Here is a 14,957-nt window from a genome sequence, read left to right on the forward strand (position 1 = left end):
GACCGCATGCCGCATTTCTATCACGAACTTATAGAAGTTCCTAATGCATCCCGCGTACGCCGTCGCTCCAGGTACCGTCCCGGCCATTGGGCGGCGGTACCGATGACGGACAACAGAGCCGGGGCGAGCAGCGAGCGTACGACGAAGGCATCGATCAGAATCCCCGCGGACAGCGCGAAAGCCAGCTCGCGGAAGGGTCGCAGGGGCACGAGCGCCAGCAGCCCGAAGCTGATCGCGAGGGTGAAGGCCGCGGTGCGGATGGCCCGGGCCGACTCCGGCAGCGTGATCGCGAGCGCCTCGCGGAGTGGCCGTCGGCGGGCTTCGCGCCAGGCGGGACCGACGCCGAAGATGTTGTAGTCCGAGCCGAGCGCGACCAGCAGCACCGCCGCCGCGAACGGCACGTAGAACGTGATGCCGTCGTTGCCGAGCCAGTCCTCGAACACCCTGGTCGTGAGCCCGAGCGTGGCCAGGATGGCCAGCACGCTGCACGCCAGCAGAGCCAGCGGAGCCGCGAGCGCGCGCAGATAGAGCGCGAGGAACAGCAGATTGGCGGCCAGCGCTGCGAGTGCGATGCGGCCGAGATCGTTCACCGTCTGGTCGACGATCACATCCGCCACCGCGGTGTCGCCGCCCAGGCTGAGCTGAGCGCCGCCCAACCCGGCTCGATCCGCCAGGCCGGGCAGATCCGCCTGTAGCCGCGTCAACGTCTGCACTGCCCGCCCGCCGAGCGGCTCGTCCGACAACACCACGAGGTATCTGGCCGCGCTGCCGTCCTTCGCCTCGAACAGCGGGCGCACCTGGGGAATCAGCCGGTCGTCCGGGCCGACCACCGCCGCGACCCCAGGCTCGCGGGCCAGCGCGTCGCGCAGCCGGGCCAGCTCCGCGCTCTTGCCCGCAACCCCCGCGCCCTCCACCAGCACCTCGGTCGGCGAGAGGATGCCCTTCGCGAATCCCGCCTCGGCCTGGTCCGCCGCCTGCCGCGCCGGGTGGCTCGCGGGCAATGCCTCCACAAACGACACTCCGAGCGTCATGTGCCGCACCGGCAACGCCGCCCAGGCCAGCCCGCCGACGCACGCCACGAGCATGACGAACGAGAATCCCGGCCAGGTCAGCACCCGGGCCCACCAGCCGCGCGGTTCGCGTACCGGGGCCGGTCTCCGCATTCGCGTCGGCAGGACCAGACGTCCGAGAATCGCCAGCAAAGCGGGCACCAGGGTCACCGCCACGACCATGCCGATCGCCACGGCCACGGCGAGCCCCGGTCCGAACGCCCGGAAGGTGGGCGATCCGGCGACGATCAACGCGCCGGTGCCGGCCGCGGCGGTCGCTCCGGCCGTCATGATGATCGGCGAGAAACGCGCCGTCGCCAGGCGTGCGGCCGGCAGCCGGTCCAGGCCTTCTTCCAGGTGTACGCGTAAAGCCGAAACGTAGAACACCACATAGTCGGTGACCACCCCGAGCAGCAACGCGACCAGCAACGGCTGAGTCTCCTGCGGAACCGCGACGTCGAACCGCTCCGCGAGCGCGCCGCCGACGCGCAGCGTGATCACGATGGCCACCCCCGCCACGGCCAGCGCCAGGACCGGCGCTACCAGGGAACGGAAAGCGAACGCCACGATGAGGAACACGGCCGCGACGGTCGCCACTTCGAGCCAGGTCAACGAGGACAAGACAATGCGGCCCTGCTCCACCCGGGCCGGAACCGAGCCGGTGACGCCGACGACGTGATCCTGCGGCCCGTAGTACTTCGCCACGAACTGGTTCGCCGCCTCGGTCTGCTCGGCGAGGTTCACGTCCGGCCGGGTGAAAAGGTACGTGATGATCGTGGTCCCGTCCTCCTGGGAACCGGGAAGCAGCTTCTTCTCGTTGGAGATCGGCACCGCCGCGAGAATCGGCTGCACATCGGCGTACTGGCCGGTTGTCACCGCCCGCGCCCGCTCCACCGCCTTCGCCTGCACGTCGAGCGGCAACCCCTCCGGATCGCGTTGTACCACCGCGACCCGGCTCAGCAGCGGAAACCCGAACTTGTCGTAGGAGCGCAGTTCGCTCTGCACGGCCGGGTTGCCGGCCGACACGAGCTGGCTCAGATCCTCACCGCCCTGACCGACCGCGGGCAGGAATCGCACCGCTGCGATGGCCGCCACCACCCAGAACGCCACGACGACCCAGCGCAGGCCGACCACCACCCAGGCGTAGATCTTCATAGCGCTCCCCACCGCTCCCCAGCCGCTCGGTCCCGTTCCGCTGTGCGCGGCGCGTACCCGCCCGGCAACGGTCGGAAACCGACGCCCTTTACATTGGAGCGATGCAGCGGACGCCGCCCGAGGAACTGATCGCCGAGGCCGCCCAGAACCCGGGAGGCTACGTCTACGAGATCGACGGAGACCTGATCGGCGATCCGGACGGCTACATCCCCCCGGAGGCGATCCGGGGCGCGTGGGAGGTCGGCCCGGACGGCGTCCTGACCGGCGCGTACGAGCCGAACGAGAAGTACGGGCCGCCGCAGGACGACCTCACGTACCTCACCGAGGCGGATCACTGGCTCGACTGGCTGGGCGACGATCCGGCCGCCGGCGTACGCGAGTCGGTCCTGGAAGTGTTGCAGGCTCAGGTGCCCGAGGCGTCGCTGCGCTGGCTGAAGATCGTCGCCGAGCCGCGCTTCCTGACCGCCGGGCGGCCGGACCCGGACGATCCGGACAAGCTGATCGTCACGCGCGCGGCCCTCGCTGCCTCGTTCGCCTTAGGCGTGGACTCGCCCGGCGACCGCTACGAAATCCTCTGGGGCGTCTACAGCTTGGCCGTCGTCGGGCTCGACGAACCCGAAGGCCGGAGCCGCGTGTGGTTCGACCTGTGGACCGACCTCGACGAGGCCGAAGAGCAGCTGCCGGAACGCATCAGCAGTTTCTGACCTCCCCGCCTGGAGAATAGGGGCGTTCGGCGGGAAGCATGACCTGGGCGGCGTCGAGGTCGCCGCCGCGGATCATCGCGCGGATCGCCTGGCACTGCGTCGTGACGTCCTCGATGCTGACGATCCACTCCTCGGTGTAGCGGCGTACGGCGTCGCCGGACAGGCCCACCTGGATCGCCCGGTGCGGAAGGGGCCGTAGACGGATGTCGCGTTCCGGATCCCACTGGATGCGTACCGGGGCTCGCAATGAGCGCTTCCAGTCGTCGCGGTCGCGGTGAATGCCGGGCTCGTAGCTGCTCAGCGCGCTGTTCGCGAGGGCCCAGTCGAACCCGTCGCGGCGGATCCGGGCGGCGAGCACACGTTCCTGGCCAGGCTTGTCGCCCCAGCCGCAGCGATACATCATCCAGAGGAAAGAAGGCTTGATCCAGGTCATTCGGTCTCGTTTGAAGCCCGGCCCGAACCGCCCGGTGCGGGCGGCGGGCTCGGCGATCGCCGGGGAGTAGGCCTGGTAGACGGTGATCGTCTCGTCGTCGTGAAGCGCCCGGATCTGCCGGGCGGGAATCTCGTTCATCTCGGTGCCCAAGGTATCGATGGGAAAATCGGTTGAGCCTTCGAGTTTCGGCGGGATAGCATCCTCCGCCGCATTCGAGGCGAACCCCTCGCAGCGTACGCACGCTGAACTGAGGACGGGCGTGACTGTCGGCTGAATCATCACTGCGAGGGGATGGACTTCAGCATGGGCGAAATCGAGTCAGAACAGGCGTACCTCGCGAACGCGCGGGGTGCGCTGGACCGGATGCGGCAGGACGTCGTCGACACGGAGACGCCGGAGTTCGTGTCGGGCACCGACGAGGTGTGGTTCAACACGGTGTACCGGATGGCACGGGCGCAACGGGGCCGGGACCTCGTCGACCTGCCCGACGTTCCGCTGTTCTTCGGGCGGCTCGACTATGACGACGGCGTGATCGGCGAGAACATGGACCGCGTCTACGTCGGGCGGCGGCACGTGCGCGACGACGACGGCACGCCGTTGGTGGTGGACTGGCGGGCACCGGTCTCGATGCCGTTCTATCGGGCCACGCCCAAGGATCGTCGCGGTGTCGTTCGGCGGCGGCGCTATGGTTTCGCTGAAGGCGCGCTGCTCTCGGCGTACGAGGATGAGATTCTGGAGAGCGGGACCGGCGGCGGGAGCACGTTGCTGGCCGCGGAGATCGAGCGGCCACGGTCCGGGCCCATGCGCGACATCGTCGCGACCATCCAGCCTGAGCAGGACGAACTGGTCCGCGCGCCGCTGCAGCCGAGCATCTGCGTGCAGGGCGCGCCGGGGACCGGCAAGACCGCGGTCGGTCTGCACAGACTGGCTTACCTGTTGTACGCGGAGCCGCAGCGGCTCGGCGCGGGAGTGATGGTCGTCGGGCCGAACCGGTCGTTCTTGTCCTACATTCGCCACGTGCTGCCGGCGCTGGGCGAGGTGTCGGTCGTGCAGAAGACGGTCGACGAGCTGCTGGACCGGCCCACGTCCGCTGTGGACACTCTGGAAGCGCTGGTCGTCAAGGGTGACGCGCGGATGGCCGAGGTGCTGCGGCGGGCGTTGTGGAGCCACGTCTCGCTGCCGGCCGAGGACCTGGTGTACGTCCACGGCTCGACCCGGTACCGAGTCGGGCTGGGCCGGATGGCTCAGATCGTGACCGAGATGCAGGCCGTACGCTATGCCGCCGGGCGAGACGGCGCGGCGCAACGGATCGCCGGGCTGGTCGTGATGCAGATGGAACGGCGCGGCGCGACTCCGGACGACCGCGAGGTGGCCGCGGTGGCTCGATCGAAGCCGGTCAAGGCGGTGCTCGACGCGATCTGGCCGCGCCTGACGCCGGAGCAGGTGCTGTTCAAGCTGCTGTCCGACGCGGACTTCCTCGCCACGTGCGCGGCGGAGCTGCTGACGCCCGAGGAGCAGAAGGCGCTGCTGTGGGCCAAGCCCGCTCGCTCGGTGAAGTCGGCCCGCTGGTCGGCCGCCGACGCCGTGCTATTGGACGAGCTCGCGGGGCTGATCGACCGGGTGCCCTCGCTGAGTTGTCTGATGCTCGATGAGGCGCAAGATCTTTCCCCGATGCAGTGCCGGGCGCTCGGCCGGCGCTGCGGCAACGGGTCGCTGACCGTCCTGGGCGACATCGCGCAGGGCACGAGCCCGTGGGCGGCAGGTGACTGGCCGACACTGTTGGCGCACCTCGGCAAGCCGGACGCGGAGGTCTCGGTGCTGGACCGCGGCTTCCGGGTGCCTGCCGCGATCATCGAGTACGCCGCCCGGCTGCTGCCCGCGATCGCGCCGGGGCTCGGCGTACCGACGTCGGTCCGGCGCACTTCCGGAGCGTTGTCGGTGGTATCCGTCGCCGATGCCATGGACGCAGCAGTGCTGTCGGCTTGCCGTTCCCGGCTGACGGCCGAGGGCTCGATCGGCGTGATCGCGGCCGACTCCGACATCGCCGCCCTGCACGCTGAACTGCAGGCCGGGCTGCTGGCGGACGGGGTCGACGCTTCGCTCGTCGGCGTCGACGAGGACGCTTTGGAGACCTCGCGGGTGGTATGCGTACCGGCCGGGCTGGCCAAGGGGCTGGAGTTCGACTCCGTGATCGTGGTCGAACCCGCTCGCATCGTCGACGCCGAAGAACGGGGACTTCAGCGGCTCTACGTCGCGCTGACGCGAGCGGTCAGCTCGCTTCAGGTGCTGCACGCTTCGCCGTTGCCCGCGTACCTCGCTCAGGAGTAACGCGGAACCTTGGTGCCCCGGCCTTGGGCGGATCCGGTCATCGTGGTCCGCCCGAGGTCGAGGAAGCAACGCGCGGTTCGATCGCCGGCGTCCCACATCGCGCGCGTGTTGAGGACCGTGAACCGGGCCCGGTACGCCTTGGCGTACTGAGCCGCGGAGACACCGACGAATGCCTGGACCTTCCGTTCGCAGGCCGACTGCGCCTCGGGCCAAGCGTCGTCGGTCTTCCGGAAGGGGCTCGTGGCGGCCACGTCCGTCGCGCCGGCGAACTCCCAGTTGTGGGGCTCACGGCAGTCGACCGGGACGAAGGTCTCGGTCTTCGCAGCGTCCCGCCGGAAACAGCCGATGGACAACTCCGGGATGTTCACCCGCCCCGAACCGTCGATCGCCGTCATCCGGCTGAGCCGCTCATCCAGGAAGTCCACGTCGCAGCGGACCCAGCGGGCGCCCTGCTCCCATTCCGACGGGCGCGGAACGGTGATCGTCACGACCGCCCGCAGCGGCCGCCAATCACTTCCGAGCCGCTCAGCCACCTTCTGATCGCAGATCCCGAACGAGACCGGCAGCGAAGCGTCGGTGACGGCGGGCGGGGCTGCGGCGGCCGGCCCGGTGATCTCGGCGACGTAGGCGACCTCGCGATTGTGGGAGTCGAGGCAGTCCTTGGCGAGGTCGAACGTCTTCGACCCACCGCCGATGGTCACGTAGCAGTCGCCCGCCTTGGGGACGGCCATCGTGGGCGAGGGACTCGCCGCCTCGGGCGAGGGGCTCTCGGGCGAGCACCCCGCGACCAGCGCCGCCATCATCACGAATGCAGCCACAACGCGGCCGCTCCGCTCCCCCGTCATCTGTCCTCCACCGTCCGACGCACCGATCGGACGAAGTATAGGGATCCGGCCCCAGGCATGATCAGCGGAAGCTTCGTGGGGTCATGGCCCCGCGAAACTTCCGCTGATCATGAGCGGTTCAGTACTGGAACGCCTCGCGTACGGCGCCGCCGACGATCGCGCACCAGGTCGAGTGGTCGACCTTGCCGTTCGGCTCCAGCCCATGGATGCGCTGCATGTCCTGCACGGCCTTCTTCGTGACGTAGTCGAACTCACCGGTCACGGTCACCTCCGGCCAGCCCTTGCGGTTCAGCATGAACTGCACCGCGCTGACCGGCAGCCCGGTCGCGTCCTTCTCGAGGTCGACGACCAGCGCCTCCCACGTGTCCAGGGTGAAGGTGGCGTCGACGTCGACCGCGATGCCGTTGGCCGCCTGGAACGCGCCGACCGCGGCAACCGTGGCCGAGCCGAACGCGCCGTCGGTGGGCACGGCGTATCCGTGGTGGTTCAGCAGGTACTGGCCCACCTGGACGACCGGGCTGTTGACGAACCGCCAGATGTCGGGCCAGCGCCGGGCCGGGATGTCGGCGTGGGACGAGCCCATCGCCTGGGCGACCCGGGAGCGTACCGACGGGAAGAGCTTGTAGAAGGCGATGCCGGGGCAGTCGGTCACCCGGAAGTCCCAGTGCCCGAAGATGTCCCAGGCGTGCAGCCCGAACCGCTGGGAGACCGCGACGCAGAGACGTACGAGGGAATCGAGCAGCGCGTCCGGCGGCACCTCGGTGATATAGGTGCCTTCGTTCTCGATGCCGATCGCGTTGCCGTTCTCGCCCGGGCAGTGGGCGGAGACCACCTGGTGGCTGCCGGCCTCCAGCCGCTCGAGGCTACGGTGGCGGCCTTCGAGGACGTAACCGCCTCTGCTGACCGTGAAATGCTGCCCGGTGTCGGCCCAGCCGTTGCCGTCCATGTGCAGGTTCTGGCAGTCCTGAGCCAGCTTCACGGCCTGCTCACGCGAGTAGTCCGTGACGTTCGGGAAGGCCATGTGGTGCAGGATGATCTTGTTCGTGGTGTTGTTGGTCAGCTGAATCGTGCTCGACGGCGGGCGGGCGCCCCACGAGTCGCAGTCGATGATCCAGGGGAACTCGCTGCTCGGCGTGGCGAAGGCGGGCGTGCCGGCGGCCAGCTCGGTGCCGACGACGGCGACCGCCGCCAGGCCGAGACCGGCGCGCAGGATCGTCCGGCGGTCCAGTTCGGAGATCGGCTCACCGATCGGTTGATGGGAGTGGTCGTGTGCCTGGCCATATGCCTGGTCGTGTGCCATGAGGACCTCTTGGGGGGCGACGGTGACTTCGGGGCGAGGTGGCAGATTTCTTCTTCTTGCCACAGGCTCACGAAGACTATTTCCGCCCGGCGGTCGCCGCAAGACCCTGGTAGGCGGACACCCCCAGCAGCTCGTCCACGGTGACAAACTTGTAACCCCGGGAAAGCAGGCCGTCCACGGTGGCGCGTACGGCGTCGACGGTCGCGCCGCGGTCGCCGCCATGGCCGTCGAATCCGTCGTGGAAGATGAGGATCGAGCCCGGACGCGTCTTCGCGACCGCCCGCCGCGCCATGCGTACGCCGGACGGCTGGAACACTTCGAGCGCGTGCCCGAACTCCCCCGCCACCGGCTGCATGCCTTGGCTGCGCAGCATTCGCAGGAGCGACGGATGCCGCCACAGCCACGGCGTACGCGCCAACGCCGGAGTGCGGCCGAGAACGCGGGTGAGGATCTGCTGCGTCCGCTCGACCTCGTCCGCGTACGCACCCGGCCGCAGATAGGTGCCGAACCGGTGGCTCAGCGAATGATTGCCGACGACGTGCCCCTCGTCGGCCACCCGCCGGGCCACCTCGGGATGACGTTCCACGCAGTGTCCTACGTGGAAGAACGTCGCCTTGACCCCCCGATTGCCGAGGAAGTCCAGGATCTGCGAGGTGTACGGCTCGTTCGGGCCGTCGTCGAAGGTCAGCGCGACGACCCGCTCGTCCGTCCGGGCGCGGTGCGGATAGTTCCGCGCGGTGGGCCCGAACGGTGCCATGAGCAACCAGTACGCCGCGCCCCCGAACGCAACGACCAGCAATGCTGCGACCGCGAAGATCACCGGACGACCTCGAGACCGTCACTCCGGGCGGGCTCAAGATCGTCGCGTCCGGGGTCAAGATCGTCGCCCTGGATGGGGTCAAGATCGTCGCGGTATCCGGGATAACGCGGCATTGCGGCGCGGGAAGGGGACGTTATCCCGGATACCGCGAGCGAAGCGGGCGACGCAGCCGACAAAGCGGGCGAAGCCAACGACGAAACGGGCGAGACAGCGGGAGAAGTACCCGAGAGCGCAGAAGGAAGCCGGAAGGCGGGAGCGGAGCCGAGCACCCGCCGCCCGGCGATCCGGTTGACGCCGTAGGTCAGCAGGTAGTGCACGGGAAGGCTCACGAACACGTTGTAGCCCAGGCCTCGAGTGAAGCGCCGCCCCGAAGTGAAGGTGGGGTTGGCGTGCGCGTACACGACCCGGCCGCGCTTGCGCAACCGGCGCAGCTGGTCCAGCTCGTCGCCGCCCTGGGTCAGGTTGGTGTCGTAGCCCGTGAAGGCGTCCCGCCGGAACGCGATGTTGGTCGCGCTGGCGTACATCGCCCGGCCGGTCAGCTTGTAGACGCCGTTGACCGCTCCGAACAGCGCCCGGCCATACGTACGGCCCCAACGCGGGCCGTCGGCGTACTCGCACGGGCCGACGACCGCCACGATGTCGTCGCTCGCGCGGAACGCCGCGTCGATGCGGCTGAGCCAGTCGCGGCTGTAGACGGTGTCGGCGTCGGCCGAGACCACGATCTCGCCGCGCGCTTCGAGGGTGCCGCGCTGCCGCGCGTTGCATACTCCCGGCTCGGGCTCGGTCACCACCCGGGCGCCGAGGTCGCGGGCGATCTGCGCGGTGTCGTCCGTGCAGTTGTTGTCGACGACGATCACTTCGAAGCCGCCACCGGGACCGCCACCGTCGAAGTCCTGCTTCTGCAGGGACAGGAGGGCGTCGGCGACGTAGCCGGCCTCGTTGAAGCACGGGATCACGACGCTGAACCTGATCTTGTCTGCCATGGCGTCAAGTCTTCGTCGAAAGGGCCTGCCTGAACCATCAGGAGCTCCCCCGACTTCGACCTGGGGCTATCCCCCCTAAGGAGGTGCACCCAACCCCAGGTGGGACGGGCTACCCAGGCGAGACGACCCGGGCGGCGGTGACAACAGCTCACCCCGACCTGAGTAACGGCGCTCATGACCGCGACCGCGAGGCTGCCGAGGATGATGGTCATGGACGGGGTTTATCTCGGATCACCGGCGTACGCGCTGGGCAGCCGCAAGCAGCACGTCCGCGAGTCCGCCGAAGCGGGCCTGCTCCGGTCGGCCGCGAGCGACCTGGAGGCGGCCGGCTTCCGGTGGCATCACGTATGCGGGCCGGACGAGTCGGCGTACGACCTGGCCCGGCAGGCGGTGGCGGAGATCGCCGGGAACGGCGGACTGCGCGACATCGACGCGATCGTGTACGCCACCTGCCTACCCGAGCCGCAGCAGCACCCGGTGCGCGACGTCAAAATGCTCATGGACTTCCCGGCGAGCCGCTTGCAGGCGGAGTTCGGATTACGCGATGCGATCGTGGTCGGCCTGCATCAGCAGGCGTGCACCGGGATGCTGGGCGCGCTCCGGGTGGCGAAGGCGCTGCTGGTCAGTGAACCGAGCTGGCGGCGCATCCTGTGTGTCACTGCCGACCGCTTTCCCGACGGCGCCTGGTACGAGCAGGCGTACAACGTGATCTCGGACGGAGCCGCGGCCTGCGTCGTCGGCCGCGAACCGGACGTCTGCCGCCTCCTGACCGTGCATCACATCACCAACGGCGGGCTCGGCCGCGCCGGAGACGACGAAACCGTCGGCACCTATTTCGCGTACACGCATCGCATCGTCCGGGAGACCGCGGACCGGATCGGCGCGACGCCGCCGGAACTCGAGTGGATCGTGCCGCAGAACACCCACGAGCAGGCGTGGCGGATCCTCGCGCGGCTGCTCGCGGTCGACCACGGCCGGGTGTGGCATCCGTCGTTGCCGGACGTGGGCCACGTGATCTCGGCCGATGTGATGGTGAATCTGGCGGCCCTGCTGGCCTCCGGCCAGGCGCAACCGGGGGACCGGATCGCGCTGGCGATGGCCGGATTCGGGCTGAACTGGCAATGCGCGGCGCTGGAGGTGACGCGATGAGCGTGCTGGCGGCTGCGCTCGCGGAGGTCGCACCGACGGCCGACCGGCTGAGCCGATTGTCGCAACGGGCCTATCAGAATCCGTACGCGGTCGACTGGCCCTCCACAGTAGAACCCGAAGCGGATTGGTTCGGCAGCCCGGAGTACGTCAGCCTCTTCGGCACCCCGGCGTGGTCCGAGCTGGACGAGAAGGGCCGCAGGCGGCTGGCTTTCCACGAGGCGGCCGGCTTCTACAGCCTCAACATCCACGGCGAGAAGTCGCTGATGCAAGGGCTCGCCGCGCGGCTGTATCGCAGCGACCTCACGGAGTTCACCGGCTATCTGCACCACTTCCTGGACGAGGAGAACAAGCACAGCGTCTACTTCGGAGGCTTCTGCACCCGGTACGCCCGCGTGCACCGAGCCCGGCAGCTGGCCTTCACCGCCGACCGGCCGCGAGACGTGGCGGACTTCCTGTTCTTCGCCCAGACGATGATCTTCGAGGAGATCGTCGACCACTACAACCGGGTCCAGGCCCGGGATCGGCGGCTGCATCCGCTCGCCCGGTTCATCAACGACAGTCATCACCGCGACGAGGCCCGGCATCTGGCGTTCGGCCGGCAGCTCGTCGGCGCACTCTGGGCGGCCGGCGCGCCGTGGCCGCAGGAGGCGGAGATCCGTGCCGACCTCGACCGCTTCTTCACCATCACCTGGCGCGACTTCTACCACCCCGACGTGTACGCCGACGCCGGCATCGCCGACCCGTGGGAGGTCGCCGACGCGGCTTGGTCCGCGCCCGCCCAACGGGCTCATCGCCGGCGGGTTTCGGACAAGTGCCTGCGCGTACTCACGGCGGCGGGCGTCCTGACCGAGGAGCCGACGGATGCGTTCTGAGCCCGAAATCCGCAGCGCCTTGCGAACCTACGTCTCCCGGCACGCCGGTGACGTCGCGTTCACCGATCAGACCGCGCTCTTCTCGGTGCGTGTACTGCGGTCGATCCACCTGCCCGAGCTGATCATGCTGCTCGAACGGCTGCGCGGTGCGCCGATCGACGTCGAGCAGCTGCGCATCGGCGACTTCGACAGCATCGACGCGATGCTCACCCGATTCGGAGGCCCGCATGCCTGACCTTGCCGCGTTGACCGCGCTCGGGTTGCGCTGGGACGCGTACGGCCAGGCCGGTCTCACCGGACCGTTGTTGCGCCTGGCCGACGACCTCGACCACGCGTTCCAGCAGCTCGCCGCGCAGTGGCAGGCCGTCGAGGAACGCCCACCCGCCACACTGCCCGCCAGCGCGCTCACCGGTCACCTGCGCGCCTTCCCGCACCAGGCCACGTTCGCGATCGGGCTCGAACCCACCGACACCAACCTCGGCGAGTTCGCCGACGGGCCGGTGGTCGGCCCGGCCGGCTCGGTGGTCCTCACGCGCACCGGCCCGGTCACGACCGTCTTGACTCCAGCTGCTTGCTTCCACGTGTACGCACAACGCCGGGGAACGCAGCTGACCGAGGCGGCGTACGTGACGACTCGAACCACGTGCTTCCGCCGTGAACAGCACTACGAACCACTCCGGCGTCAGTGGAACTTCTCGATGCGCGAGATCGTGTGCCTCGGCACTTCGGACGAGACGACGTCCTTCCTGGCCGAAGCCCGCGCGCAGACCGACGACTTCGCCCGCCGGATCGGCCTGCCGTTGGCTTGGGCTCCCGCGACCGATCCGTTCTTCCGGCCGCATCGCCAGCCGGGGTTCCTGCTGCAACGCGTACAGCCCGTCAAGCACGAGGCGATGTATGGCTCGCTCGCCCTGGCCTCGGCCAACCGGCACCACGACCACTTCGGGTCCACTTTCGACATCAATCGAGCCGGGGTGCCGGTGAGCACCGCTTGCGTCGCCTTCGGCCTCGAACGCTGGTTGTACGCCGTCGTCGACCGGCACGGGACCGACCCCGGCGCCTGGCCCGAAATCGCTCTTCCTGCAGAGGTGGTAACCGCATGACAACCCTGATCACCGGCGCAGACGGCTACCTCGGCCGCCGGATCGCCACCGCCCTCCTCGGCTCCGACGATCTCGTGCTCGGCGTACGCGCGGCCGACAACGCCGAGCTGAACCGGAAGCGGGCTGCGCTCGCCCATCTCAGCCATCTCGGTCATCAGGTGGTTCCCGTCGACCTCCGGGACGACGACCCGTTCGCGTACGTCGACCCGGGCCGGATCACCCGGATCGTGCACGCCGCCGCGCTCATCCGGTTCGACCTCGAACGGGCCGACGCCGAGCAGGTCAACGTGACCGGGACGGCTCGCGTACGCGAGTTCGCCGAGCGCTGCGACCGTCTCGATCGGCTGATGTTCCTGTCCACCCTGTACGCAGCCGGCCGCCGTCGCGGCGACATACGCGAGTCCCGCCTCGGCGACGTCGGATTCGTCAACCATTACGAGTGGTCGAAATGGGCGGCCGAGGAGCTGCTGCTCGACTCCGACCTCCCTGTCACCATTCTGCGTTTGCCGACTGTGATCGCCGAAGACGCGACCGGAGCCATCGGCCAGTTCAACGTCTTCCACCACACGCTGCGGCTGTTCCATCGGGGTTTGCTGACTTTGGTGCCAGGCGATCCGGCGACCCCGCTGAGCCTCGCGACCGCGGAGTTCACCGCCGATGCCGCCGTGGCGATGCTCGCCGCCAACCCGGGCATCTACCACGCCTGCGCTGGACCGGTGGCGCTCGGCGAGGTGATCGAGACCGCGTTCACGGTGTTCGAGGCGGACCCGGACTTCCAGCGGCGGATGCTGCCGAGACCGGTCTCCTGCGATCGGGCTGCCTTCCTGGATCTCGCGGACGCGGCCAGTCGCTTGCGTGGCGGCGCGCTGCAACCGGTGCTGCCGTCGTTGCTGCCGTTCGCCGAGCAGCTGTACCTGCCCAAGACGTTCCGGGCCGATCGGCTGCGCGCGGCCTGGCCCGGGTATCGCGAGCACGACTCGCTCGCCGTGGTCGCGGCGGCTGCTCGCGCCTTGGTGGTAGCGCTCGCCGATCGTCGGGCTGACTCTGACGCTGCCGTGTCCCGGGGAGCTTCGTCGGAGCGGGCCGCCTCCGGCAGCCAGACCGCCGAGAAGGGCCGGGCTCATGCTGCGGCGCGTTGAGCTGGCCGGCGCGGTCGACGACAGGCTGTTCTTCGCCCAGGTCCGCGAGGACCCCCAGGTCGAGATCGACGCCTTCGCCGGGCGGTGGGACGGCCCGATCGCCGTGGTCAGCTCGGCCGGCTGCACCGCGTTGTCGCTGGTCGCCGCCGGTGCGCCGGACGTCACCGGGGTCGACGTCAACCGTACGCAGAACCATCTGGTGGAGTTCAAGGCGGCCGCGATCGACCGGCTCGATCGGCGTACGGCGCTGGGGTTGCTCGGCGCGGCTCCGATGAGCGCGGACGACCGGCGGTATGCGTACTGGGGTATCCGGTCGGTGCTCAGCCCGGCGGCCGGCCGGTACTGGGACGGACGGCGGAGCGCGATCGCGACCGGCGTCCTGCAGTCCGGCGTCACCGAACGGCTCATGCGCCTCATCGCCCGGGTCGTACGCCTGATCCACCGGGGCCGGGTGCCCGAGCTGCTTCGACTGTCCACTCTGGACGAGCAACGGCGGTTCTATCGCGACGAGTGGGACACCCCCGCCTGGCGGGCGTTGTTCCGGGTGCTGTGCAACCGGCTGGTGCTGCGCCGCGCGTACGACGAGAGATTCTTCGCCCATGTCGAAGACGCGAGCTACGCGGCGCATTTCCACAGCGTCGCCGAGCACACGCTGACCGATCTCGCCATCGCCGACAACTACTTCCTGCATTACCTGCTGACGGGGAGCTATCCCGCAGCGAGCCGGCCGCCCTATCTCACTCAGGCGGTGGCGATCGGCCGGCTCGGCCTCGTCGACGCGACCTTCACCGACTACCTGCGGACGCGCCCGGACCAGAGCATGGCCGGGTACGCCTTGTCGAACATCTGCGAGTGGCTGACCGCCGACCAGATCGACGAACTGTTCGCCGAGATCGTCCGCACCGCCCGGCCCGGTGCACGGCTCGTCTTCCGCAACTTCGTCGGCTGGACCGAGGTTCCCGAGCGGTGGCGCGACGCCGTACGCGAGGACCGCGCCCTCGGCGAACGCATGATCGACGCCGACCGCAGCCTGTGCCAGCGCCGCGTGGCGGTCTGTGCGGTCGGATCGTGACTGGC

The 14,957-nt window shown here is 69.4% G+C and carries 14 protein-coding genes; 8 read left to right on the forward strand and 6 right to left on the reverse strand.

Annotated elements, in window-relative coordinates:
* Positions 1–20: 20 nt before the first annotated feature.
* Positions 21–2,204 carry an MMPL family transporter gene (locus tag HOV77_RS26605; RefSeq protein ID WP_290866295.1) on the reverse strand — a complete coding sequence of 728 codons (2,184 nt, stop codon included), beginning with the start codon at positions 2,202–2,204 and terminating at the stop codon, positions 21–23.
* 101 nt (positions 2,205–2,305) lie between these two features.
* Here HOV77_RS26605 and HOV77_RS26610 point away from each other — a divergent pair, with 101 nt between their 5' ends.
* Positions 2,306–2,908: a hypothetical protein gene (locus tag HOV77_RS26610; protein ID WP_290866297.1), complete on the forward strand. Its 603-nt coding sequence runs from the start codon at positions 2,306–2,308 to the stop codon at positions 2,906–2,908.
* Here HOV77_RS26610 and HOV77_RS26615 read toward each other — a convergent pair.
* On the reverse strand, positions 2,895–3,479 hold the full coding sequence (locus HOV77_RS26615; protein ID WP_290866353.1) for a DUF4291 domain-containing protein: 585 nt from the start codon (positions 3,477–3,479) through the stop codon (positions 2,895–2,897). The two genes, HOV77_RS26610 and HOV77_RS26615, sit on opposite strands and share 14 nt — an antisense overlap.
* A gap of 165 nt (positions 3,480–3,644) precedes the next feature.
* On the opposite strand from HOV77_RS26615, the gene HOV77_RS26620 reads away from it, so the two are divergent.
* On the forward strand, positions 3,645–5,669 hold the full coding sequence (locus tag HOV77_RS26620; RefSeq protein WP_290866299.1) for an AAA family ATPase: 2,025 nt from the start codon (positions 3,645–3,647) through the stop codon (positions 5,667–5,669).
* Here HOV77_RS26620 and HOV77_RS26625 read toward each other — a convergent pair.
* The 4 genes from HOV77_RS26625 to HOV77_RS26640 all read right to left on the reverse strand — a co-directional run bounded on the left by HOV77_RS26625 (position 5,660) and on the right by HOV77_RS26640 (position 9,617).
* Entirely contained in the window at positions 5,660–6,487 is an 828-nt protein-coding gene (locus HOV77_RS26625; protein WP_290866301.1) for a septum formation family protein, read from the reverse strand. The genes HOV77_RS26620 and HOV77_RS26625 overlap by 10 nt on opposite strands.
* Before the next feature lie 145 nt (positions 6,488–6,632).
* Positions 6,633–7,814 carry an N-acetylmuramoyl-L-alanine amidase gene (locus HOV77_RS26630; RefSeq protein WP_290866303.1) on the reverse strand — a complete coding sequence of 394 codons (1,182 nt, stop codon included), beginning with the start codon at positions 7,812–7,814 and terminating at the stop codon, positions 6,633–6,635.
* A gap of 76 nt (positions 7,815–7,890) precedes the next feature.
* Positions 7,891–8,634, reverse strand: a complete 744-nt coding sequence (locus HOV77_RS26635; protein ID WP_290866305.1) for a polysaccharide deacetylase family protein — start codon at positions 8,632–8,634, stop codon at positions 7,891–7,893.
* Positions 8,631–9,617, reverse strand: coding sequence for a glycosyltransferase family A protein (locus tag HOV77_RS26640; RefSeq protein WP_290866307.1), 987 nt, complete (start codon positions 9,615–9,617; stop codon positions 8,631–8,633). Before HOV77_RS26640 ends, HOV77_RS26635 begins: the two co-directional genes overlap by 4 nt.
* 210 nt (positions 9,618–9,827) lie before the next feature.
* On the opposite strand from HOV77_RS26640, the gene HOV77_RS26645 reads away from it, so the two are divergent.
* Genes HOV77_RS26645 through HOV77_RS26670 form a run of 6 tightly spaced genes read left to right on the forward strand, consistent with a single transcriptional unit; the run spans position 9,828 to position 14,952 of the window.
* A complete protein-coding gene (locus HOV77_RS26645) occupies positions 9,828–10,766 on the forward strand; it encodes a 3-oxoacyl-[acyl-carrier-protein] synthase III C-terminal domain-containing protein (RefSeq protein WP_290866309.1) in 939 nt (312 codons plus the stop codon).
* The gene (locus HOV77_RS26650; RefSeq protein ID WP_290866311.1) at positions 10,763–11,638 is read left to right on the forward strand and encodes a diiron oxygenase; all 876 of its coding nucleotides are present in this window, start codon (positions 10,763–10,765) and stop codon (positions 11,636–11,638) included. The genes HOV77_RS26645 and HOV77_RS26650 overlap by 4 nt, the downstream gene beginning before the upstream one ends.
* On the forward strand, positions 11,628–11,873 hold the full coding sequence (locus HOV77_RS26655) for a hypothetical protein (protein WP_290866312.1): 246 nt from the start codon (positions 11,628–11,630) through the stop codon (positions 11,871–11,873). The genes HOV77_RS26650 and HOV77_RS26655 overlap by 11 nt, the downstream gene beginning before the upstream one ends.
* Entirely contained in the window at positions 11,866–12,741 is an 876-nt protein-coding gene (locus tag HOV77_RS26660; RefSeq protein ID WP_290866313.1) for a hypothetical protein, read from the forward strand. Before HOV77_RS26655 ends, HOV77_RS26660 begins: the two co-directional genes overlap by 8 nt.
* The gene (locus HOV77_RS26665; protein WP_290866314.1) at positions 12,738–13,880 is read left to right on the forward strand and encodes an SDR family oxidoreductase; all 1,143 of its coding nucleotides are present in this window, start codon (positions 12,738–12,740) and stop codon (positions 13,878–13,880) included. Before HOV77_RS26660 ends, HOV77_RS26665 begins: the two co-directional genes overlap by 4 nt.
* Positions 13,864–14,952 carry a DUF3419 family protein gene (locus HOV77_RS26670; RefSeq protein ID WP_290866315.1) on the forward strand — a complete coding sequence of 363 codons (1,089 nt, stop codon included), beginning with the start codon at positions 13,864–13,866 and terminating at the stop codon, positions 14,950–14,952. Before HOV77_RS26665 ends, HOV77_RS26670 begins: the two co-directional genes overlap by 17 nt.
* Positions 14,953–14,957 lie beyond the last annotated feature (5 nt).

This window comes from Hamadaea sp., from assembly GCF_013362815.1.
Lineage (GTDB): Bacteria > Actinomycetota > Actinomycetes > Mycobacteriales > Micromonosporaceae > Hamadaea.

Coding starts and splice junctions, on each gene's coding strand:
- HOV77_RS26605 (WP_290866295.1), bottom strand. CDS start 2,204: ATGAAGATCTACGCCTGGGTGGTGGTCGGCCTGCGCTGGGTCGTCGTG.
- HOV77_RS26610 (WP_290866297.1), top strand. CDS start 2,306: ATGCAGCGGACGCCGCCCGAGGAACTGATCGCCGAGGCCGCCCAGAAC.
- HOV77_RS26615 (WP_290866353.1), bottom strand. CDS start 3,479: ATGAACGAGATTCCCGCCCGGCAGATCCGGGCGCTTCACGACGACGAG.
- HOV77_RS26620 (WP_290866299.1), top strand. CDS start 3,645: ATGGGCGAAATCGAGTCAGAACAGGCGTACCTCGCGAACGCGCGGGGT.
- HOV77_RS26630 (WP_290866303.1), bottom strand. CDS start 7,814: ATGGCACACGACCAGGCATATGGCCAGGCACACGACCACTCCCATCAA.
- HOV77_RS26640 (WP_290866307.1), bottom strand. CDS start 9,617: ATGGCAGACAAGATCAGGTTCAGCGTCGTGATCCCGTGCTTCAACGAG.
- HOV77_RS26645 (WP_290866309.1), top strand. CDS start 9,828: ATGGACGGGGTTTATCTCGGATCACCGGCGTACGCGCTGGGCAGCCGC.
- HOV77_RS26650 (WP_290866311.1), top strand. CDS start 10,763: ATGAGCGTGCTGGCGGCTGCGCTCGCGGAGGTCGCACCGACGGCCGAC.
- HOV77_RS26655 (WP_290866312.1), top strand. CDS start 11,628: ATGCGTTCTGAGCCCGAAATCCGCAGCGCCTTGCGAACCTACGTCTCC.
- HOV77_RS26660 (WP_290866313.1), top strand. CDS start 11,866: ATGCCTGACCTTGCCGCGTTGACCGCGCTCGGGTTGCGCTGGGACGCG.
- HOV77_RS26665 (WP_290866314.1), top strand. CDS start 12,738: ATGACAACCCTGATCACCGGCGCAGACGGCTACCTCGGCCGCCGGATC.
- HOV77_RS26670 (WP_290866315.1), top strand. CDS start 13,864: ATGCTGCGGCGCGTTGAGCTGGCCGGCGCGGTCGACGACAGGCTGTTC.